A 21,633-nucleotide genomic window follows, 5' to 3' on the forward strand; every position below is an offset into this window, starting at 1 on the left:
AAAACAGATTATGCATAGAAAAACCTAAAAATCATTTCATTTGAAACGAAATGAAAGAATAAAAATAAAATTATATTTTAGATAAAAAACTATTATTATTTTTATTCAAATGGTTAATGAAAAGATGAAAAATTATTTGAATAAGAAATGAAAGTATATAATTTCATTTTATAAAGTGATGTCTATCACAAATTTGATCATTAGATTTGAAATAATGATAATTTTGGCGAGATTTAACGTGAAAAATTATTTAAATAAAAAATCGAGGATGGGAAGTTATTGAAACCATATTATAGTTTCAATAACTTGTATTTTTTAATTCAATTCTGGCTGTGCAGCAGGTTTTTTAACTTGGTTAAAAACTATCATTACAACAAATGCAATAACGGTTAAATAAATAATAAACATCCCATATGTGGACATCATATCAATGAGTGAACGACCACGCATAGCGATATCACGGAAAAAACGGAATAACCAAACTAAAGGGAAAGCATGGCTAACATAATAAGCCCAGATTGGCATAATACCTACAGCCATTGTTGATCCCCCCATAATAAAACCTGGAGGTACTAAAAATATCATTTTACTTGCACCTTCACCTGGATTATTGGTTTTCCAAGAAAGTAAAAAACCTAACCAACCAAATGCGAGTCCAGTCATAAATATACTCGGTACAAACACGAAGTAGTTACCATCAAAACGTAATTGTCCGAATAAAACAAGTACTGCGGTAATCAATGTTAATCCGGTAGTATAAAATAATGCATAAGGTATTGTTCTTGCTAATAAAGCGACAAAGCCTCTTTCTAAAACGGTATTCCACAATCCAGTAATTTTTAAACGACCTATAATCATCAATGATGTTAACCCATATGTTAAAGATGAGAAAAAGTAAACAAAATAGATGATGGTTGAAATTGTTGATGAACTTGCTGGATTAAATAGATTACGGGATTTTAGCTGCATAGGTGATAAAGTGGCTTCGGTGCCTTCTCGACCCAACCCCAATGACGAAACTTTACCCACACTCAGTTCTGCGCCTAATTCAGGTATATATTCGTTGAGATTTTGAAGTACTTTAGCATTTTGGGCTTCATTCGTATCATCTGAAAAGTAACCTAAACGAACAGTCTGGTCTCCTCTTTTTAAGCTCTTTTCTAACCCTTTAGGAATATATAAAACACCTAAATTACGATCATGAGAAACTAAAGTTATAGGATTAACAGGCGATCTGATGACTTCAGAAACTTCAATGTAAGAAGAAGTATTTATTTTACTAATTAATTCAGTCGAATAATTAGAACCATCAAGGTCTATAACTGCAATTTTACCTTCAAATACCGAACCATGACTGAGTACAATAGAGAAAATAAGCGCAACAATAGCGGCTAACCCTATAGCAACTTTGTAATACGGGATAAAGTGGCCTGATAACATTGCATCAAGCTCTTCTTGAATAGATTTAATGATGTTTTGCATCATTGTTTAACCTCAAGTGTCATTCCGGTTAATAGTTTTGGAATTGATTCCATATATATTCTGACTTGATAAGATGTTAAATCAGCTTGACCGCGTTCTCGAGTCATGCGTAAATCAGCAAAAGATGGTGCTGCTGTTGCAAAACGAACCTTACCTTTTACTTCTTTATCCAAAGCAATCGCATTTGCTGTAACAGTTGTACCTGGTTGGTAGTCATTGACCATTTTTTCATTTACATAAATGTCGATATATTTACGATCGGTTTCTAACAGTACAGCGGGCGCGCCTGTTGGTGCCAATTCACCATCTTCAAACATCAGTTTTAAAACTTTACCATCTTCAGGTGCTTTTAATGTGAGTCTTTGGTAATTGATTTGCAATTGTTTTAAATCAGCTTCGCCTTGAGCTAACTGTGCCTTGAGCTGTGCTAATTGATTTTGGCGATTTTCAAGCTTTTGTCTTGCAATTGTAATCGATTGTAGTGACATGCCAGTAGCATTTTGCGTTTTTTCAAATTGACTGACTTGTTCAGGTGTAGCACCAATCATTAATGTTGATAATTGGCTTTCAATTTGGATTACTTGCATTTTGGCTACAACAAAAGCATTACGAGCATTATCAAGTTGTGATTGTGAGTTTCCACCTGTTTTACGTAATTGTGTTTGACGATCAAACTCCGTACTAGCCAAATTTCTAGCAGATTTCGCCGCTTCTAAACTTGCTTTAACTTCTTCAATTTTACGCCAAGTCGATAGTTCAGAAAGATTGGTTTCGTTTTCAGTGATTTCAATTGCAGCTTGTTCTTGATTAACTGCTGCTCTTTGGCTATCAACTAATGCTTGTAAGCGATCAATTGCCAATTTTGTATCAACGTCCTCTAATTGCATTAAAGGATCCCCTTTTTTAACCATCTGTGATTCTTCCACAAATCGCTTAATGACTTTACCTCCTACATTTTGAAAGGCAACATTAATTTCATCAGCAGTTAACACTCCTGATTTAATGCTTTTCGCAACTGTTACAGCATCATTGCGGGAGCCCAAAAAGATTAAAAATGATCCAAAAAATAGAAGAAGTAAAAAGATAACAGGAATTTTGACATTTTTTTTCATATACAGCTTATTTTCCATTTATTTAGTCAGCTAATTATTTAATTAAAAAGAATGACTTCAATTTCATTGAAATCAGCTATTTCGTAATAATTTACGCAACATAAGTATTAAAGATTCTTGTTCTTGCGAGTTTAGTACCTGCGCAAAAGCACGAATCGATTTAAGGTGATCGGGTAATGCATTTTGAATAAGTGTTATTCCTGCTTCTGTCAAAGTTATCAAACGTGAACGACCATCTTCATCGTTTTTTGTCATGGATATTAATGGATTTGATACGGTTAACATCCGCTTAACCATAACCGATACGGTTGCCGGAGTTACCCCTATACGGAGTGCGAGATCGCCAGCACTGGTTTCACCTTCTGAATATAATGACATTAACAAAGCAAACTTACCTTCAGAAACATCATAATCTTTAGTAAGTTGTGCATAAATATTTGAACGGATCAAATCAGCTGTTGTTATCAAACTTAAAACTAGGTCAACACCAGATACGTCAATGATATCATCATTAAATCTTTGTGCTCGTGCTATTGTCTCACGAGATGGAAGCTTTCTTGACTTATAATTCAATTATCATTACTCAATTTAATTAGTCGGCTAATTATACTGATTTAATATTAATTGGCAATCATTTTCACTGGTTTTTTATATCTGTTAACGATTAATTAATAAGCGCATTTTTAAGAGTGTTATAACATTTTTAATTTTACTTATATGTTCAATTGCCATAACATAATGATATTAAATAATATTGTTTAAAATTACTACTTTAGTAGTAACCCTTGAGAGTAGTTATATTCTGTATAAAGTTTCATACAATGGGAATAGTCTCAAAATTGATTATTTAAATTAGAATAAATTGGAGCTTTTGTATGAGTAAAACCAATCTCGTTATCATTGGTAATGGGATGGTTGGACATCGTTTTGTCGAAGAAATTATCGACAAAATGCAGTCTGATCAGTTCAATATTACTATTTTTTGTCAAGAACCTCGGGTCGCTTATGATCGGGTTCATCTCTCCTCTTACTTCTCAGACTTTACTGCTGAAGGATTATCGCTTGTTCAAGAAGGATTTTATGAAGAACATCACATCAATATTTTACTAAATGAACGTGTGATATTGATCAATCGTCAACTTAAACAGGTGCATTCACAGACTGGGCGAATTGTTGAATACGACAAGTTAATTATAGCGACAGGTTCTTATGCTTGGGTTCCCCCAATTAAAGGTGCTGATGGTGCGGATTGTTTTGTTTATCGCACGATTGAAGATTTAGACGCTATTGCACAATGTGCTAGTCATTGTAAAACGGGTGCCGTAGTCGGAGGTGGTTTACTCGGACTTGAAGCTGCAGGAGCACTTAAAAATTTAGGCATACAAACCCATGTGGTTGAGTTTGCAAACGTTTTAATGGCTGAGCAGCTTGACATGATAGGTGGCGAACAATTGCGCCATAAAATTGAAGAAATGGGTGTTAGTGTCCATACCAGCAAAAACACTCAAGAAATTTTGCATACACCACAAGGTAAAGTAATGCAATTTGTTGATGGTACATCACTAGAAATCGACTTTATTGTTTTTTCCACTGGCATTCGAGCTAATGATCAGTTAGCGCGTGATTGTCAGTTAGACATTGGTGCTCGAGGGGGCATTGTCATCAATGATTATTGTCAAACGTCTGATCCCGATATATATGCTATTGGCGAATGTGCATGTTGGCAAGGTAAAGTCTTTGGCTTAGTCGCTCCAGGGTATAAAATGGCGCAAATTGCTGTTGTGCATTTACTTGGCGGCAATATTCCATTTGATGGTGCTGATATGAGTGCTAAGCTGAAACTGATGGGCGTTGATGTAGGTAGTATTGGCGATGCCAAAGCCAAAACGGTCGGTAGCCGTAGTTATATATATTTAGATGAAAATATACCTGTTTACAAAAAATTAGTTGTTTCTAATGATAATAAAAAATTATTGGGTGCGGTATTAGTAGGAGATACTAAAGATTACAGCAATTTATTACAGTTAATGCTCAATAATATGGATCTACCAGAACACCCTGATACATTGATTTTGCCTGAACATGCCGGTTCTAAGCCAACAATGGGTGTGGAGGTATTGCCAGATTCTGCACAAATCTGCTCCTGTTTTGATGTTACTAAAGAAAAAATCATCAATGCCATTCATGCTGGTTGCCATACTGTAGCTGCCATTAAAGCTCAAACTAAAGCAGGTACAGGCTGTGGGGGGTGTATACCGCTGGTTACACAAGTTTTAAATACAGAACTAGCAAAACAAGGTATAGAAGTTAGTCACGCCCTTTGCCAGCATTTTAAATATTCTCGCCAAGAATTATATCATCTAATTCGGGTTGAAGGATTGAAAACATTTAAGCAAGTGATAGATAAACATGGTATTGGTTATGGTTGTGAAATATGCAAACCAACAATTGCTTCGTTATTAGCTTCATGTTGGAATGATTATATTTTGCGACAAGATCTAATCCCTCTGCAAGATAGTAATGATATCTTCCTCGGCAATATTCAAAAAAATGGTACTTATTCGGTTATTCCACGTAGTGCTGGTGGTGAAATTACCCCTGAAGGATTGATCGCCATAGGGAAAATAGCTCAAAAATATCACCTTTACTCTAAAATTACTGGTTCACAGCGTATTGGTCTTTTTGGTGCACAAAAAGATGATTTACCAGCTATTTGGAAAGAATTAATTGATGCAGGGTTTGAAAGTGGCCATGCTTATGCTAAAGCATTACGAATGGCTAAAACCTGTGTAGGTAGCACATGGTGTCGTTTTGGTGTAGGTGATAGTGTTGGTTTTGGCGTTGAGTTAGAAAACCGTTATAAAGGTATTCGTGCACCTCATAAATTTAAATTAGGTGTATCAGGTTGCACTCGCGAATGTGCTGAGGCACAAGGTAAAGATATTGGGGTAATTGCTACCGAAAAAGGGTGGAATTTATATGTCTGTGGTAATGGCGGAATGAAGCCTCGTCATGCTGATTTATTGGCAGCTGATTTAGATAAAGATACCTTAATTCAATATCTCGATCGTTTTATTATGTTCTATATTCGTACCGCAGATAAATTACAACGTACGTCTGTTTGGCTTGAAAATATGGAAGGGGGTATTGATTACTTACGCAGTGTGATTATTGATAACAAACTTGGTATTAATGATGAACTAGAAACAGAAATGACTCGCTTACGAAGTTTATTTGTATGTGAATGGAAGCAGACAATTGAACATCCTGAAAATCAACATCGATTTGCTCACTTCATCAATAGTAATAAACGCGATGAAAATGTCCAGTTTATTTCTGAGCGTAATCAACATCGTCCAGCGAGTTTACATGAACGCTATGCAATATCAGAGGAGCAATAATATGAGTGATTGGATAACTGTTTGTAAAATAGAGGATATTCTGCCAGAGACAGGTGTTTGTGCGTTAGTTGGGAAAGCGCATGTAGCGATCTTTCGTCCTTACCACTCCAACGAACTTTACGCGATAAGTAACATTGATCCTTTTGCTGATGCTAGTGTGTTGTCTCGTGGCATTATTGGTCAGCATAATGATGAATTATGGGTCGCTAGCCCACTTAAAAAACAGCGTTTTCGTTTAAAAGATGGTTATTGTTACGATGATGAGAATAATTCTGTCCCTCATTATGAAGTAAAAGTGAATGATGATGGCTCTGTACAAGTAAAAGCGGATTAAAAATTTGAAAGGATAACTTTGTTATGTATACCGATACTATCAATAAATGTGCCACTAATGCGGCACGCATTGTTCAATTTGCAAAATCTAATCCATTAGGATTTTGGTTAAGTTCAGCTATGGCTGGTGCATATGTTGGGCTTGGTATTATTCTTATTTTTACGCTTGGTAATTTAATTGATCCTGCTTTAAGACCATTATTAATGGGGGCAACGTTTGGGATTGCTTTAACATTAGTCGTGATTGCCGGTTCCGAGTTATTTACGGGACATACCATGTTTTTAACCTTTGGTGTGAAATGTAAAAGTATTACTCATAAACAAATGTGGTTTGTATTACCACAAACTTGGTTAGGAAATTTGCTAGGTTCGATTTTTGTTGCAATAATTTACTTTTATGCTGCAACTCCTTTACTATCAACTGATACTAGTTTAGTGCATAGCGCTGCGTTAGCTAAAACATCAGCGTCCGCTAGTGCGTTATTTTTTCGTGGTATATTATGTAACTGGTTAGTATGTTTAGCTATTTGGATGGCTAATCGTGTTGAAGGTTCAGCGAAATTTATTGCTATCTGGTGGTGTTTACTGGCTTTTATTGCCTGTGGTTATGAACATTCGGTTGCCAATATGACACTTTTTTCTTTGTCTTGGTTTGGTAACCATAGTGATAATTATACATTAGCTGGCATAGGTCATAATTTATTATGGGTTTCATTAGGTAATATTGTTTCTGGGGCTATTTTTATGGGGTTAGGATATTGGTATGCAACGCCTAAATCAGAACGCCCTTAGCGCCAATTACATAGTTAAAGTGCAGGAATGAAAGTGTTATGGATTATTTTCCTCTATTTTGTAAACTACAAAATCGCCATTGTTTATTAGTTGGGGGGGGTGAAATTGCTGAACGTAAGGCTCGTTTGTTGCTTGAAGCTGGGGCTAGTATCACTGTTAATGCCGTCACTTTTAGCCAACAATTTTTGGTTTGGCAAGATCAAAAACAATTAACGTTAGTCCAAGATGAATTTAAAGCGGAATTACTAGATGATAAATGGCTTGTTATTGCTGCGACTGATAGTGATAAAACTAACCAACTAGTAAGTATTGAAGCTGAAAAGCGACGTATTTTTTGTAATGTAGTTGATTCTCCAAAAGATGCTAGTTTTATTATGCCTTCAATTATCGACCGTTCACCAATTATGGTAGCGGTTTCCTCCGCGGGGCATGCTCCCGTTTTAGCACGATTATTACGTGAAAAATTAGAGGCTATTTTACCGCAACATTTAGGTAAATTAGCGAGATATGCCGGTTATTTACGTAATAAAGTTAAACTAAGTTATAAAACATTGACAGAACGTCGTCGATTTTGGGAAAAGCTCTTTAATCATGATAGATTAGCACAAGCTATTGCAAATAATGATTCAGAACGCGTTGAATTATTGACTAATGAGTTATTTGATATGTCACTTGATGATCGCGGAGAAGTTGTTTTAGTTGGTGCTGGACCAGGCGATGCGGGTTTACTCACATTAAAAGGACTACAACAAATTCAACAAGCTGATATTATTGTTTATGATCGATTAGTATCAGATGAAATTATGAATCTTGTTCGTCGCGATGCTCAGCGTATTTTTGTTGGTAAACGAGTAGGATATCATTGTGTTTCACAAGAAAAAATTAACCAAATCTTGTTAGAACAGGCTCAAAAAGGATTACGTGTAGTACGCTTAAAAGGAGGCGATCCTTTTATTTTTGGTCGTGGTGGAGAGGAACTAGAAACATTATTTAACGCTAATATCCCTTTCTCAGTAGTGCCCGGTATAACAGCTGCTTCTGGTTGTTCTGCATACAGTGGTATACCATTAACACATCGTGATTATGCTCATAGTGTACGTTTGGTTACAGGACATTTAAAAAATGGTAATCATTTGGATTGGCAAAGCTTAGCAGCAGAAAAACAAACGTTAGTTTTTTATATGGGGCTTTCTCAAGCGGAAAATATCAGTAATCAATTGATTAAACATGGTATGAATGCTCAAACACCCATTGCTATTATCGAGGAGGGAACAAGTACTAAGCAAAGAGTCATTACCGGTTTGTTGGACAATTTAGCAAATCTGGCTTTGCAAGCGCATAGTCCGAGCTTAGTTCTTATTGGCCCAGTGGTTGCACTGCGTGAAAAATTAAATTGGTTTTCTAATCATTAATATTAACAGGCAAGTAAATGTCAATTTTTAGTCAGATACTTGTCTGTTATTTATAGCATATCTTGTTTTTATAAACTTTAAAGAATTCATTTTCAATAGTTGTTATTCTTTATAAAATAGATAAAAACTATTTGTCTTTCATTGCTAGATCTATTCTTTACTTTGTAAATACCACACGGTCATTTCCATTCGAGATTTGAAGTTAAGTTTTTTAAATATGCTTTTGATATGAACTTTTACCGTGCTTTCAACAATATCTAAATCTTTAGCTATTAATTTATTGGATAGCCCTTGCACTAATAGATCAAATATTTCATGTTCTCTAGGAGTGAGAAGATTGACATCATGGATCGGTTTTGTTGTCGGTTCATCGCCGTGACGCATATAATTGAGAATAATATGCGAAATTGCATCATCCATTATTACCTTACCAATTGAGATATCTTGCAATGCTTTGATAAAGTCTTCTGGTTCCATATCTTTTAACAGATAACCATCAGCCCCCATTTTAAGCGCCGTAATAATATCTTCTTTTGCATTCGATACGGTAAACATAATAATACGACTAGAGATATTTTTTTCACGTAAAGCTCGAAGAATATCTAACCCATTGACATCGTGTATATTAATATCAAGTAAAATAATATCTGGATCGAGCTCTTCAGCTAGTTTAATTCCTTCTATTCCTGAACCTGTTTCACCCACTATTTCAAAATGATTGACAGTATGAATTAATTGCTTTACGCCATTTCTTAACATAGGATGATCGTCAATAAGTAATATTGAACTTTTAATTTGTTCCATTGGTTACTCTTCTATTATTTTTAGTGGAGTAGATTCCATCGCTTTAAATGTTACCACAATTTGTGTTCCTTTATTGGGTTTACTATCAATGACTAGATTACCATTTAATATCTCAATTCTATCTCGCATGATAATAAGTCCATAATGGTGATCTTGTTTAATTTTACTTTGAAAACCTATTCCATTGTCTTTTATATTCAATGTAATAATTTGATTATTATCCATTTCTAATTTTATTATCACACTGGAGGCTTTTGCATGTTTATACACGTTATTTAGTGCCTCACGAATAAATTGCAATAAATGAAAGGTATATTTACTATTGATAATATTTAAAGGTAATTGATATTTAAGCTGAATATTGAATTTTAATTTGATATTAAACTCTTCTACTAATTCAACTAAGCTTGCATAAAATCCTGTTTGGTTTAGGCGTAAACGAAAAGAAGTGATTAACTCTCTTAGTTGCGAGTAAGTAACATTGACTTCTTTGCGCATAGTAGTGAGTAAATCAACGCTGGTTGGTGAATTCAAATCAGACTGCATCTGTAAGCAACTGAGATAAATTTTTAAACAAGATAGTGATTGGGCTATCGAATCATGTAATTCACGCGCCATTGCCGAACGCTCTTTCATTAATAAATATTGTTTTTGGTGTTCAATTTGCCTATCAAGCATAATTGCTGTGGTCATTTGTTCAATTAATCCAGTAATTAGATTCTCTTGTTCAATGGTGAGTGTGACATTAGCGGGTTGAATAGCAAATAAAATTCCATATTTTTCGCCATTTTCTTGAAGATACCAAAGGCGTTGCTCCCCATTTTTTTGATCAATTTTTGAGGGAGTTAAACAGGCATTACATTTGGGATTAAGACAATAGGGTAATTTTTGTTGGTTATCATAACCAATCTGTTGATAATGTTCTGGATTATCTGATTCATAAAAACGAATTTGAAATTGCGAGAGTGGCACCAATTCTTCTAATTCTCGTAATATTTTAAGAAAACGCTCACATAATGGTTCTGAAGTATGTAGTTGCTTAGTTGCATAATATTGAAAAGAAATAATTTGATTGGTCTTTTGTAATTCAGATGTTTTTTCGGCAACGCGTTGTTCAAGTAATAAATATTGTGATTCTATTTGTTCTGACATTTTATTAAAAGCTAACCCAAGTAAATCAAATTCATTCTTTTTTTTCCGAATGTTAAAACGTTTATTGAAGTTATGCTTTGAGATCGCTTCTGCCATATCAATCAGTTTTTGCCATGGAACTAAAATATAGCGACGTAAATAGGAGATTTGGATAATCAAAGAAAGTATGATAATGACAATAAATAGTAGTTGTAACTGAAAAATATAATGGATCTGTTTTTCTGTTTTCTGATCAATTTTGTGTACTAAGTTACTAGTGAGATCAACATAATTATCTATATCATTTTTTACTTCATCACTTTTTTTTGCTTGTTGTATTTTTGGTGCTATATTGCTTATCCACTCATTTTGCAATTGATTAAATTCATTGGTTAAGCCGTAATGTTCAAATAATTGTAAACATTGTTTGGAAGATGATAACTCTTTAAAAATATTAAGATGATTATAATCATTTTGGGATAGTGGGATAATTGTCAAAAGTTGATAACTTTTCATTCTGAGTAACCCTAACTGATTAATCATATAAGCACTGCCTTTGGTATCATTGGCGATTCTAATTGATAATGATAATGCTACTAATGCAATACCTCCTAAAATGAACATAAGTAGTGTTAAACGGCTAGTAATAGAGGCATTGTAGCGAACCTTTCTTCCCGACATATTGAAACTCTATAGGATTACAAATATTTTAAATAAATAATAATTTATAACTATTGTAGCGTGAAAGCAGTATATCTCTGATCTTTTTTGTAACTTTTTGCGATCTTTTAGTAAACAGCGCTTGCAACAAGCATAAATTTTGCGTAAAATTCACGCCCTATAAGATTAATCATACAGACATATATGTTCAATCAAGTAATCGTCTGTTTTTTATTGCGGAGTTAAGTATGTACGCAGTTTTCCAAAGTGGTGGCAAGCAACACCGAGTTAGCGAAGGACAAGTCGTTCGCTTGGAAAAAATTGAAGTCGAAACAGGTGCAGAAGTTGTTTTCGATAAAGTTTTAATGGTAGCAAATGGTGAAGACATCAAAGTTGGTGCTCCGTTTGTTGAAGGTGCAACAATTAAAGCAGAAATTGTTGAGCACGGTCGTGGTGACAAAGTGAAGATTGTTAAATTCCGTCGTCGTAAACACTATCGTAAACAACAAGGTCACCGTCAGTGGTTTACTGATGTGAAGATCACTGCAATCGCTTAATAGGAGTATCGAACAATGGCACATAAGAAGGCGGGTGGTTCATCACGTAATGGTCGTGATTCCCAGAGTAAACGTTTAGGTGTTAAACGTTATGGTTCTCAAGAAGTTCTTGCAGGTAATATTCTAGTTCGTCAACGTGGAACTCAATTCCACCCAGGCACTAACGTAGGTTGTGGTCGTGATCATACTCTATTTGCCTTAATTGATGGACAAGTAAAATTTGAAGTTAAAGGACCTAAAAACCGTCGTTATGTTAGTGTAATTGCTAACAGTTAATTAAAAACGGTTTGGACGTTATAGAAGCCTCACAGTTATTGTGGGGCTTTTTTCATTTCTTGAAATTCACATAAATTAATTGCAATATGATAAAGCAGCAAAATGTAAAATTAGGTTTTGCATTAGCCATGTTAACTGCGGTGATGTGGGGCGTAGTGCCGATTGCAATGAAATATGCGTTAGTGGTGATTGACCCGCTAACTTTAGCATGGTCGCGACTTTCTATTTCCGCAATTGGTATTACCATTTGGCTTGCATATAAAAAACAATTTCCAAATTTAGCAATTTTTAAAAAACGTCGTCGTTTTATTTTGTTGATGGTTGCAGGATTTGGATTATTAGGCAATTTTGCATTATTTGCTACTGCAGTACACTATCTTAGTGCCACAACAGCTCAAGTTGTTGGGCAAATGGGTATTGTAATATTTATGATTTCAAGTGCTTTTATTTTTAAAGAAAGGTTAAGGTCAACGCAAATCATTGGTATAACAATATTGTTGATTGGATTAGGACTATTTTTTAATAAAAATATTGTTGATCTTTTTGCTAATATGTCTACATATGGCATTGGTGTATGGCTTGCTTTACTTGCTTCGGTTTCATGGGCATGTTATGCGCTGGCTCAAAAAGTTTTATTGCAAAAATTACGTGCGGAACAGCTACTTTGGTTAATTTACCTTATTTGTGCTGTATTTTTATGGCCTTTTGCATCACCTAGCATGATAGCTAATGCGGATGGTACCCAATTGTTTGCCATCATATTTTGTGGTTTAAATACCATTATTGCTTATGGTGCATTAGTGATGGCTATGGAACGCTGGCAAGCAGCACAAGTTAGTGCTATAACAACTTTAACGCCTTTATTTGCACTAATATTTTCCGATTTGTTTGCGTTAATTTGGCCAGAAAAATTTGCTATGCAATATTTAAATATTTTAGGTTATATTGGTGCAGTATCTGTTGTTGCAGGCGCTATGTTTGCGACTATTGGACACCATATTTGGCATCCAAGAAAAGGTTGGCTAATTAACCGGAAAAAAGGGGAAGAGTAATGAAATTTGTTGATGAAGCTTCAATCCGAGTAGAAGCCGGCGATGGTGGGAATGGTTGTGTAGGTTTTCGTCGAGAAAAATATATACCTAAAGGCGGACCTGATGGTGGAGACGGTGGCGATGGTGGTGATGTATTTTTTATTGCTGATGAAAATTTAAACACATTAGTTGATTTTCAATTTGAAAAAAATTATCGCGCAGAACGTGGACAAAATGGTCAAGGTTCAGATTGTACAGGTAAACGTGGTAAAGATATTACCGTTAAAGTACCCGTTGGAACACGTATTACCGACAAATACACAGGCGAAATTATCGGTGATTTAACACATCACCAGCAAAAAGTATTAGTTGCCAAGGGCGGATTCCATGGTTTGGGTAATGCTCGTTTTAAATCATCGGTAAACCGTGCCCCAAGACAAAAAACCGATGGTACTCCAGGTGAAAAGCGTGATGTGCTTTTAGAATTATTGTTACTTGCAGATGTGGGTATGTTAGGTCTACCAAATGCAGGTAAATCAACCTTTATTCGTTCTGTTTCTGCTGCTAAACCAAAAGTTGCTGATTATCCATTTACAACTTTAGTTCCAAGTTTGGGTGTAGTAAGAATGGATAATGAACAAAGCTTTGTTGTTGCTGACATTCCTGGTTTAATTGAAGGTGCTTCGGATGGAGCAGGTCTTGGTATCCGTTTTTTAAAACATCTTGAACGTTGTCGTGTATTAGTTCATTTAGTTGATATAGCGCCTATTGATGGAACTGATCCTATTGAAAATGCAAAAGTAATTATTCAAGAATTACATCAGTATAGTGAAAAATTAGCTAATAAACCACGTTGGTTAGTATTTAATAAAATGGATGTGTTGGGTGCCGAAGAGAGCGCTAAGCGTGCAGCAGAAATTGCCAAAGCACTTGATTGGCAAGACAAATATTATTTAATTTCAGCTGTTAATCATGAGGGTGTAAAAGCTTTGTGTTGGGATTTGATGGAATACATGAATGCTCATCCGCGTGAAGCTGAACAAGAAGAATCATCACCTGAAAAAGTAGAATTTATGTGGGATGATTATCACCAACAAGCAATGGATGAAGCTTTTGACGATGATGATTTTGATGATTGGGACGAAAGTGATGAAGAGGGTGTTGAGTTCATCTATCAAAAATAAATAAGTCTCTATTCTATATTCTACTGAACTTAACTACTTTATTAAATTATCTATTACAAGTAGAGGCTACCGCCTCTACTTGTTTCTTGTGTTTTTTTATTTGGTTAGATATTGATCTAATTCGTAAAACAATTCATGAAAAATTTATTTTAAAAAAGTCAAAAAAAACGCTTGCTTTTAATAATGAGAATCATTATCATCAATTCGTACTTTGTTAGAACGTCGAAAGACTTCTAAGAAGTATGACATTGCTCACATTGCTTCCAATGTTTGCCAGCTTGGTTTACCTAGGCTGGCTTTTTTATTTTCATGCTATTTAGAGTATTGAGACGTAAAAATTTAACCTCAATCATATTGACAATAAGTGTTTATATTCAAGTAGTAACTTATTTTTAATCATTTTTATGTTACTCATATATTATATGAAAGTGATTAATGGTAGTAATAAATGATAGTAAAAACTCATAGTAAAAACTTCCATTTGGTATCGATGCTAAATCTCTATACAATTTTCGTTACTCATTGGTAATATACTTATACTGCTACAAATTATTACAAATCCTGTATTAGTTATAGAAATTTGGCGAGACTATCACATTTACATTTATATGTTTCAATTAGTTATCATTAATTATTAGCTGATTGATCATTGATATCAAATAAAATGAGTAATGCTGCATTGCCCCCAAATTCTTTCGGTGCTTGATGAAAGCAAATAATTTGTGGATGCTGAGCAAGCCACATTGGTGTTTGTTTTTTTAATATGTTTTTTCCATGTCCATACATAATGCATGCACATGGTGTTTTTTCTCGCAAACACGCAGCAATAAGCGCGGCTATCTCTTTTTTTGCTTCTCGTTGTGTCAATCCATGTAAATCTAAAAAAAATTCAGGTTCATAAAAACCGCGTCGTAATTTTTTGACTTCGTTAGGATCTGCATTTTCTCTACTATAACGAATGGGATCTTCTTGTAATAGTGGTTGATAATCATCTGAAAAATAAAACTCAGTATTAACTTTTTCATGTTGCTGTTTTTGGGTTTCTATTACTTTTTGTGAGCGTTTTTGTGGTTTGTGGAGCACAGTATCTTGCTTTATCTTTTTGGTATCTCCAAGGCTATTTTTAAATAAATTGATATCATCGTGGGTTAATTTGAATTTATTTAGCATTATTTTTTCACTCAGGGTAAATTTTATCTTTAAATTCGCATAGATCTTCGATTACGCATGAACCACATCTGGGTTTTCTAGCAATACAAGTATAACGACCGTGTAAAATTAACCAATGGTGGCAATTAATTTTATATTTTTCTGGAACAACCTTTAGTAATTTTTCTTCAACAGCCTCAACTGTTTTACCTGGAGCAAAACCCGTTCTATTACTGACACGAAAGATATGGGTATCAACCGCAATTGTTGGCCAACCAAAAGCGGTATTTAGTACCACATTTGCTGTTTTTCGACCAACACCAGGCAATGCAATAAGTGAATCAAAATTTTCTGGTACTTGTCCTTGATACTTATCCACTAATATTTTACATGTTTTTATGATGTTTTCGGCTTTGCTATTATAGAGACCGATTGTGCGAATATAATCTTTTAATTTATCAACGCCAAGGGCTAAAATTTGTTCAGCAGTATTGGCGACAGCAAACAATGGTTTCGTTGCTTTATTGACGCTAATATCAGTAGCTTGAGCTGAAAGTACAACCGCAATGAGTAATTCAAAAGGCGTTTTGTATACAAGCTCAGTTGTAGGATCTTTAATATGTTCTTTTAGTCTTTCTAAAATCTGAATTCGAGTTAATTGTTTCACAAAATGATTATATGAAAAAGTGATTTGCCATTTATTATATACCCTAATTTAGGGTTTATCTGTAGGTTAAATTTAGTTTTTAAATAGCTTATACCTATGAAGATAGGTCGCTATTAAAATATAAATTAAATATTCTTAATGTTAGCATCAGGTTATCTTTAGTTTTTTTGTTCATAGATATCTATAAATCGCCTGCTTTTTAGCATAAGTTTTTTATGGTAAGCTAGCCAACTATTTTAAATTTCATTTTACAGGGTATATTATAAAAATGTCGTTACCAATGATTGTCACCTTTGCTGTGTACATTTTAGGAATGATTGCAATTGGTTTTTTTGCGTTTCGCGCAACACAAAACTTTGGTGATTATATATTAGGTGGACGTCGTATCGGTAGCGTTGTGACAGCACTTTCTGCTGGAGCTTCTGACATGAGTGGTTGGTTGTTAATGGGGCTTCCTGGCGCTGTTTTTTTGTTTGGTATTTCGCAAAGCTGGATTGCAATTGGTTTAATAATTGGTGCATATCTAAATTGGTTACTGATTGCTGGAAGACTGCGTGTTTTTACTGAAATTAACCATAACTCATTAACATTACCCGATTACTTTGCTCGCCGATTTGATGATAAAAGCTCATTACTCCGTATTATTTCAGCCATTATTATTCTTATTTTCTTTACTATTTATTGCGCTTCAGGTGTAGTTGCAGGAGCTAAGTTATTTGAAAGTACATTTGGTATGAGTTATGAATGGGCAATGTTAGCTGGGGCTGGAGCAACGATAGCTTATACATTTATTGGTGGATTTCTAGCAGTAAGTTGGACTGACACTATTCAAGCTAGTTTGATGATGTTTGCACTTATTTTAACCCCAATTATGGTTATGGTGAATGCTGGTGGATTTACTGATGCAATGAATTATATTGAATCACTTAATCCTGATTATGTTAATTTATTTGCTCATATGGATTTTGTTGCCATTATTTCACTATTGGGATGGGGGCTTGGATATTTTGGTCAACCTCATATTTTAGCGAGATTTATGGCTGCAGACTCGCATGATGTAATGAAAAATGCTCGTCGAATTAGTATGACATGGATGATTTTATGCTTAGGAGGCGCAATTACTGTTGGCTTTTTTGGTATTGCTTTTTTTGCTCATAATCCTAGTTTAGCCTATCTAATCAATGATGGTAAACATGAACGTATTTTTATTGAATTGTCAAAATTACTCTTCAATCCTTGGATTGCAGGTGTTTTATTGGCTGCTATTTTAGCTGCGGTTATGAGTACTCTAAGTTGCCAATTGTTGGTTTGTTCAAGTGCATTAACAGAAGATTTTTATCGCGCATTTTTTAGACCAAAAGCAAAACAAAAAGAACTTGTTTGGGTTGGGCGTATAATGGTACTAATTGTATCAATTGTAGCAATATTATTAGCGATTAATCCAAATAACAGTGTACTTGATTTGGTTAGCCACGCATGGGCTGGTTTTGGTGCGGCGTTTGGTCCTATTATTGTATTTTCTGTTTTTTGGGCACGTATGACACGTAACGGAGCATTAGCCGGTATGATAATTGGTGCAGTAACTGTATTACTTTGGATTAATTTTAATTGGTTTAATCTTTATTCGCTTATTCCTGGATTTTTATTTGCTTCTATTGGCATTATTATTTTTAGCCTTTTTGATAAAAAACCTAATGAAATAGTGGAAGATCATTTCAAACAAGCGTATAAACGTTATCATAACAAGACACAATAGATTATTATTTAAAATAAAATATAAATCGTAAAAAATTTAATAGGTAGAATATTATGACAAAAAATGTGATCAAACAACTGCAAGAGCGAGGACTTATTGCTCAGCTTACTGATGAAAAAGCACTAATAGAACTAATTGAACAAAATTCTATTGCGCTTTATTGTGGTTTTGATCCAACAGCCGATAGCCTACATTTAGGGCATTTGGTACCGTTACTTTGTTTAAAACGCTTTCAATTAGCAGGTCATAAACCTGTTGCTTTAGTTGGTGGCGCGACAGGATTAATTGGTGATCCTAGTTTTAAAGCCGTTGAACGCAAACTTAATACTCAAGAAACAGTTGTTGAATGGAGTGAAAAAATAAAACAGCAAGTTTCACCATTCTTAGATTTTGATTGTGGTGAACAATCGGCTATTGTTGCCAATAACTACGATTGGTTTGGTAGCATGAACGTCCTAACATTTTTACGTGATATTGGTAAATACTTCTCGGTTAATGCCATGATTAACAAAGAATCTGTCAAGCAACGTATTGATCGCGATGAAGTAGGGATCTCGTTTACAGAATTTTCTTATAGTCTATTACAATCCTATGATTTTGCTTGCTTAAATAAATCTCATAATGTTGTTTTACAAATTGGTGGATCTGACCAGTGGGGTAATATTACAGGTGGTATAGATTTAACGCGTCGTTTACATCAAAAACAAGTTTATGGTTTGACCGTACCTTTGATCACAAAATCAGATGGAACTAAATTTGGTAAAACCGAAAGTGGTGCAGTATGGCTTGATCCTAAAAAGACGAGTCCGTATAAATTTTATCAATTCTGGATTAATACTGCTGATGCTGATGTTTATCGGTTTTTGAAATTCTTTACATTTATGCCATTAAATGAAATTGATGCATTAGAGGAAGAAGATAAAAATAGTGGTGTTGCACCTCGTGCTCAATATGTTCTTGCCGAGGAGGTTACTCGTTTAGTACATGGTGAAGAAGGACTAAATGCAGCTAAACGAATTACTGAAAGCTTATTTTCAGGGCGATTAAGTGATTTATCGCAAGCCGATCTAGAACAGCTTGCGCAAGATGGCATGCCAACGCTTGATGTTGAAAGTGATGTTGATTTACAACAAGCAATTGTCAATGCTCAATTTGCACCATCACGAGGGCAAGCTAGAACTATGATTGAATCGAATGCTATTTCAATTAATGGTGAACGTAATACAACAACTGATTATCGTTTTTCAGATAATGATAAACTTTTTAATCGTTATACCTTGCTTCGTCGTGGTAAAAAATATTATTGCTTATTAATTTGGAGATAATTCCATGAAAAGTATTTTATCGATTCAGTCACATGTGGTATTTGGTCATGCGGGAAATAGTGCTGCTGTGTTTCCTATGCGTCGAATAGGGGTAAATGTTTGGCCTCTAAATACAGTACAATTTTCTAACCATACTCAATATCATCAATGGACTGGAACGGTAATGCCTGCATCTCATCTGATTGAGATTGTTGATGGAATTAATGCCATTGATGAATTAAAACGTTGCGATGCAGTACTAAGTGGTTATATGGGATCACCAGAACAAGGTGATGCCATTATTGAGATTGTTAAAAAAGTAAAAGCTGTTAATCCAAATGCTATTTATCTTTGTGACCCAGTGATGGGGCATCCTGAAAAAGGCTGCTTTGTTGCACCAGGTGTATCTGCATTTTTATGTAATACTGCATTACCTATGGCAGATATAATGGCACCCAATATACTTGAGCTTGAAGAACTTAACGGTAAACAACACATTAATAATGTTGATGAGGCTATATTAGCTTGCAGAGCCATATGTGAAAAAGGACCAAAAGCTATTTTGGTTAAACATCTAAGCCGAGCAGGATATCATAATGATCGTTTTGAAATGTTACTTGTGACTCAAAATGAAGCATGGCACATTAGTAGACCGTTAGTTGATTTTGGTGTAAAACAACCGGTTGGTGTTGGTGATATGACCAGTGGATTATTTTTAGCTAATATTTTACTTGGAAAATCATTGGTAGAAGCTTTAGAACATACTACTGCTGCGGTGTATGCTGTTATGCTCGAAACTTTAAAACAAAATGAATATGAATTACAATTGGTTGCAGCACAAGATGAAATAGCAAAACCAACTCAGTGGTTTAGTGCGAAAAAAATTGATTAATTATCAAAATATGTAAAAATGAGATATCTTTCTGGATTATTATATACATGAGGGGATAATGGATAACATTTCATTGGGAGGAAAGCTTGCCTATTTAAGAGAGCAAATGGGATTCACTCAAGATGATATTGCCAATAAGATTCATGTCCGTAAAACGATAATTGATGACATTGAAAAAGAACAATTGATTCGGACTTCTTTTGTTTTTGTTAAAGGATATATCCGTTCTTATGCTGAACTAGTAGGTTTATCCGCTGATGAATACCAACCTTATCTTGATGAATTATCCCACCACTACCAATCCTATGAAATGAAAAATTATTCACAAAAATATAAAAAAAGACATGGAAAAAAAATATTTCTTATGATTGTTCTAGTTTTTTTATGCACATTAGGTGTTACCCTATATTATGTTAATAAAGAAAATAAAAGTAATCTTGTGGAAGTTAGTCACTATATTTCTCCATCACTATCTAAACATGTTAATAGTTAGCAAATTTTCTTATTCTCATACAGACTTTTGCTTTAAATCTTGTTAAGATTGCTGGCTAGTTATTTTGTAATATAATTAGGCATGTTATGAGTCATCAAGATTCACCTATTATTAGACGAGAATCTACCCAAATTTATGTCGGCAATGTTCCTATTGGTGGTGGGGCTCCAATTGCTGTTCAATCGATGACAAATACTCGTACAACAGATGTTGAAAAAACCGTAGCCCAAATTCAAGCTCTTGAACGTGTTGGCGTCGATATTGTTCGTGTCTCTATTCCCACAATGGATGCAGCAGAAGCTTTTAAACTTATTAAACAGCAAGCAAAAGTTCCGCTTATTGCTGACATTCATTTTGATTATCGCATTGCTCTGAAAGTTGCTGAGTATGGAGTAGACTGTTTAAGGATAAATCCTGGTAATATAGGTAACGAATCAAGAATACGTGCGGTTGTTGATTGTGCTAAAGATAAAAATATTCCAATTCGCATAGGGGTTAATTCAGGCTCACTGGAAAAAGATATACAAGAAAAATATGGGGAGCCAACTCCGCAAGCAATTGTAGAGTCAGCTATGCGTCATGTTGATATACTTGACCGGCTTAATTTTGATCAGTTTAAAGTTAGTGTAAAAGCTTCTGATGTTTTTACAGCAGTTGATGCTTACCGATTGTTGGCTAAGCAAATTAAGCAACCATTGCATTTAGGTATTACTGAAGCTGGTGGAGTTCGTAGTGGCGCTATTAAATCGGCTATAGGGTTGGGATTATTATTATCAGAAGGTATTGGCGATACCTTACGTGTATCATTAGCTGCCGACCCTACAGAAGAAGTGAAAGTTGGATTTGATATTTTAAAATCACTTCGTATACGGGCTCGAGGCATTAATTTTATTGCATGCCCTACATGTTCTCGTCAAGAATTTGATGTGATAAATACGGTAAATATATTAGAACAAAGATTAGAAGATATTATTACACCTATGGATGTCTCAATTATTGGTTGTGTGGTCAATGGCCCTGGTGAAGCATTAGCTTCAACTATGGGGGTTGCCGGCGGTCATAATAAAAGTGGCTTTTATGAAGATGGTGTGCGAATAGGCCGTATTGATAATGAGCAAATGATTGACGAATTAGAAGCTAAAATCCGTGCTAAAGCATTATTATTGAAAAATAAAATTTCAACAACTGAATTATAAT

Annotated in this window: 20 protein-coding genes; 13 read left to right on the forward strand and 7 right to left on the reverse strand. The window is 34.6% G+C overall.

Annotation, left to right across the window (positions count from 1 at the left end):
* Positions 1 to 315: 315 nt before the first annotated feature.
* The 3 genes from H3T96_RS07170 to H3T96_RS07180 form a co-directional block, all read right to left on the reverse strand.
* The gene (locus tag H3T96_RS07170) at positions 316 to 1,485 is read right to left on the reverse strand and encodes an ABC transporter permease (RefSeq protein WP_198227587.1); all 1,170 of its coding nucleotides are present in this window, start codon (positions 1,483 to 1,485) and stop codon (positions 316 to 318) included.
* On the reverse strand, positions 1,482 to 2,594 hold the full coding sequence (locus tag H3T96_RS07175) for an HlyD family secretion protein (protein ID WP_081301723.1): 1,113 nt from the start codon (positions 2,592 to 2,594) through the stop codon (positions 1,482 to 1,484). The genes H3T96_RS07170 and H3T96_RS07175 overlap by 4 nt, the downstream gene beginning before the upstream one ends.
* A 72-nt stretch (positions 2,595 to 2,666) precedes the next feature.
* Entirely contained in the window at positions 2,667 to 3,167 is a 501-nt protein-coding gene (locus H3T96_RS07180) for a MarR family winged helix-turn-helix transcriptional regulator (protein WP_086325927.1), read from the reverse strand.
* Positions 3,168 to 3,469: 302 nt separating this feature from the next.
* Between H3T96_RS07180 and nirB the strand changes: the two genes are divergently transcribed.
* The 4 genes from nirB to cysG are packed head-to-tail and all read left to right on the forward strand — an operon-like array spanning position 3,470 to position 8,532.
* Positions 3,470 to 5,995 carry a nitrite reductase large subunit NirB gene (gene nirB, locus H3T96_RS07185; RefSeq protein WP_144092011.1) on the forward strand — a complete coding sequence of 842 codons (2,526 nt, stop codon included), beginning with the start codon at positions 3,470 to 3,472 and terminating at the stop codon, positions 5,993 to 5,995.
* A gap of 1 nt (position 5,996) precedes the next feature.
* Entirely contained in the window at positions 5,997 to 6,329 is a 333-nt protein-coding gene (gene nirD, locus H3T96_RS07190) for a nitrite reductase small subunit NirD (RefSeq protein ID WP_039128913.1), read from the forward strand.
* 23 nt (positions 6,330 to 6,352) lie between these two features.
* Positions 6,353 to 7,120, forward strand: coding sequence for a nitrite transporter NirC (gene nirC / locus H3T96_RS07195; protein ID WP_086325929.1), 768 nt, complete (start codon positions 6,353 to 6,355; stop codon positions 7,118 to 7,120).
* Between the two features lie 38 nt (positions 7,121 to 7,158).
* On the forward strand, positions 7,159 to 8,532 hold the full coding sequence (gene cysG, locus H3T96_RS07200; protein WP_144092010.1) for a siroheme synthase CysG: 1,374 nt from the start codon (positions 7,159 to 7,161) through the stop codon (positions 8,530 to 8,532).
* 150 nt (positions 8,533 to 8,682) lie between these two features.
* Here cysG and narL read toward each other — a convergent pair whose 3' ends face one another.
* Together narL and narX are read right to left on the reverse strand one after the other, a co-directional pair.
* Positions 8,683 to 9,336, reverse strand: a complete 654-nt coding sequence (gene narL / locus H3T96_RS07205) for a two-component system response regulator NarL (RefSeq protein WP_144092009.1) — start codon at positions 9,334 to 9,336, stop codon at positions 8,683 to 8,685.
* 3 nt (positions 9,337 to 9,339) lie between these two features.
* Positions 9,340 to 11,148, reverse strand: a complete 1,809-nt coding sequence (narX, locus tag H3T96_RS07210) for a nitrate/nitrite two-component system sensor histidine kinase NarX (RefSeq protein WP_144092008.1) — start codon at positions 11,146 to 11,148, stop codon at positions 9,340 to 9,342.
* A gap of 227 nt (positions 11,149 to 11,375) precedes the next feature.
* Between narX and rplU the strand changes: the two genes are divergently transcribed.
* The 4 genes from rplU (at position 11,376) to cgtA (ending at position 14,175) form a co-directional block, all read left to right on the forward strand.
* Positions 11,376 to 11,684, forward strand: coding sequence for a 50S ribosomal protein L21 (gene rplU, locus H3T96_RS07215; RefSeq protein ID WP_025314436.1), 309 nt, complete (start codon positions 11,376 to 11,378; stop codon positions 11,682 to 11,684).
* A gap of 15 nt (positions 11,685 to 11,699) precedes the next feature.
* Positions 11,700 to 11,960, forward strand: coding sequence for a 50S ribosomal protein L27 (gene rpmA, locus H3T96_RS07220; RefSeq protein ID WP_025314437.1), 261 nt, complete (start codon positions 11,700 to 11,702; stop codon positions 11,958 to 11,960).
* 86 nt (positions 11,961 to 12,046) lie between these two features.
* Positions 12,047 to 13,012 (forward strand): DMT family transporter, encoded by a 966-nt coding sequence (locus tag H3T96_RS07225; RefSeq protein ID WP_039129751.1) that lies wholly within the window; start codon positions 12,047 to 12,049, stop codon positions 13,010 to 13,012.
* Complete coding sequence (cgtA, locus tag H3T96_RS07230) at positions 13,012 to 14,175, forward strand: Obg family GTPase CgtA (RefSeq protein WP_086325933.1); 1,164 nt, start codon at positions 13,012 to 13,014, stop codon at positions 14,173 to 14,175. The genes H3T96_RS07225 and cgtA overlap by 1 nt, the downstream gene beginning before the upstream one ends.
* Before the next feature lie 627 nt (positions 14,176 to 14,802).
* On the opposite strand, the gene smrB is transcribed toward cgtA, so the two are convergent.
* Together smrB and nth are read right to left on the reverse strand one after the other, a co-directional pair.
* Positions 14,803 to 15,345: an endonuclease SmrB gene (gene smrB / locus H3T96_RS07235; RefSeq protein WP_086325934.1), complete on the reverse strand. Its 543-nt coding sequence runs from the start codon at positions 15,343 to 15,345 to the stop codon at positions 14,803 to 14,805.
* 7 nt (positions 15,346 to 15,352) lie between these two features.
* On the reverse strand, positions 15,353 to 15,991 hold the full coding sequence (gene nth, locus H3T96_RS07240) for an endonuclease III (RefSeq protein ID WP_065738293.1): 639 nt from the start codon (positions 15,989 to 15,991) through the stop codon (positions 15,353 to 15,355).
* 262 nt (positions 15,992 to 16,253) lie between these two features.
* Here nth and putP point away from each other — a divergent pair, with 262 nt between their 5' ends.
* From putP to ispG, 5 genes are all read left to right on the forward strand, one after another.
* Entirely contained in the window at positions 16,254 to 17,747 is a 1,494-nt protein-coding gene (putP, locus tag H3T96_RS07245; protein WP_086325935.1) for a sodium/proline symporter PutP, read from the forward strand.
* Between the two features lie 53 nt (positions 17,748 to 17,800).
* Complete coding sequence (tyrS, locus tag H3T96_RS07250) at positions 17,801 to 19,072, forward strand: tyrosine--tRNA ligase (RefSeq protein ID WP_216354583.1); 1,272 nt, start codon at positions 17,801 to 17,803, stop codon at positions 19,070 to 19,072.
* 4 nt (positions 19,073 to 19,076) lie between these two features.
* A complete protein-coding gene (pdxY, locus tag H3T96_RS07255; protein WP_144092007.1) occupies positions 19,077 to 19,943 on the forward strand; it encodes a pyridoxal kinase PdxY in 867 nt (288 codons plus the stop codon).
* A 58-nt stretch (positions 19,944 to 20,001) separates the two neighbouring features.
* Positions 20,002 to 20,436 (forward strand): RodZ family helix-turn-helix domain-containing protein, encoded by a 435-nt coding sequence (locus H3T96_RS07260; protein WP_086325937.1) that lies wholly within the window; start codon positions 20,002 to 20,004, stop codon positions 20,434 to 20,436.
* 86 nt (positions 20,437 to 20,522) lie between these two features.
* Entirely contained in the window at positions 20,523 to 21,632 is a 1,110-nt protein-coding gene (gene ispG / locus H3T96_RS07265; protein WP_086325938.1) for a flavodoxin-dependent (E)-4-hydroxy-3-methylbut-2-enyl-diphosphate synthase, read from the forward strand.
* Position 21,633: the final 1 nt, after the last annotated feature.

The organism is Gilliamella sp. W8136 (assembly GCF_016101285.1).
Classification (GTDB): Bacteria; Pseudomonadota; Gammaproteobacteria; order Enterobacterales; family Orbaceae; genus Gilliamella; species Gilliamella apicola_N.